The 1083-nt window shown below is 45.2% G+C and carries 2 protein-coding genes; one reads left to right on the top strand and one right to left on the bottom strand.

Going from position 1 to position 1083, the window contains the following annotated elements:
• The coding region (locus tag R7070_RS26340) for a ComEC/Rec2 family competence protein (RefSeq protein WP_318141536.1) at window positions 1–762 on the bottom strand (762 nt) is incomplete at its 3' end.
• A gap of 8 nt (window positions 763–770) precedes the next feature.
• On the opposite strand from R7070_RS26340, the gene R7070_RS26335 reads away from it, so the two are divergent.
• Window positions 771–1083, top strand: a 313-nt coding sequence (locus R7070_RS26335) for a DUF2062 domain-containing protein (RefSeq protein WP_318141535.1), incomplete at its 3' end; no start/stop codon positions are given.

The raw sequence follows: 1083 nt of genomic DNA, 5'->3' as shown, positions 1-1083 counted from the left end.
AATAAGCCCACCAAGGGCGAGCCCAAACGTCAGTGCCATCCCAATGTGTAAACCAGAAATCGATACAAGATGCAGTAGTCCGCTGTCACGCAGAGACTGCCAATCCTCTTTGGTAAGCCCAGTGCGATCAGCAAAAGCCAGTGCTTTGATTAGAGCAAAATGCTCAAGGCGAGAAATATCACGCTCAACAGTTTGAATAATAGCTTCGCGCCAAGACGAAGAAGTACGAATGACCCAGTATGAATCTTTAGTTACGACCGCTCTTGCAACAACACCACTTCCCATTGATTGCTTTTCTGCGTCGAAACCCGCTTCATTTCTGAGGCCGATAATAGGTTTAATCAAAACGTTAGTCGTAAACTCACTGTTAACAGCTAGTGGGAATGGCGTTATAAGGCGGACTTTAGGTTTAAGAAAAGGTAACAGAGTGTGAGTATTCACTTGTTTTATCGCTATGACACCTTCATATCCGTGACTTATTTGCGTAAAAGAGCTGTCAACTCTACCAATTATGGTACTATTCTCACCTGCTTGAAAAAGGGCTTGTCTCTGATACTCCATAATATTGCCGTGGACGATGACAACCATAAAGCCCACAATTACGCCTATGCTAATTAAGCCTCGACGTAATTTAATTATTGAGCCAGTGGTAATTATTCCCAGCAGCAACCAACGCCAATCCGGCATCGTCGGCCACCATGCAGACGAAATTACGCTCGCGACAAATAACGCCAAGGTCCAACTTTTTTCTAAGAGAGTCATGTCGTCCTATGCCTAGAAAGCTGATAAAACGCTTCATGCCTGATCACGAAGTGATCAAACGCCAAAAAGCATTGAAGGTCTTCGGCAATGTGTTATACAACCCGAACCTTTGGTGCTTAAACCGTCGCTCTGCGTCAGGTGCTTTTGCCGTTGGCCTATTTATGGCGTTTGTCCCGCTTCCGAGCCAGATGATCATGTCTGCAGGTTTAGCCATTTTAATGGGCGTAAATTTACCTCTGTCAGTCGCTCTCGTTTGGGTCAGCAACCCTATTACAATGCCAGTCTTGTTTTACTTTGCTTACAAGCTCGGAGCATGGGTCA

The sequence above is a fragment of the Vibrio sp. 1557 genome (assembly GCF_033340175.1).
In the GTDB taxonomy this organism is placed as follows: domain Bacteria; phylum Pseudomonadota; class Gammaproteobacteria; order Enterobacterales; family Vibrionaceae; genus Vibrio; species Vibrio alginolyticus.
Note: the sequence above shows the minus strand (reverse complement) of the source record. Positions and strands in the feature narration are given on the sequence as shown.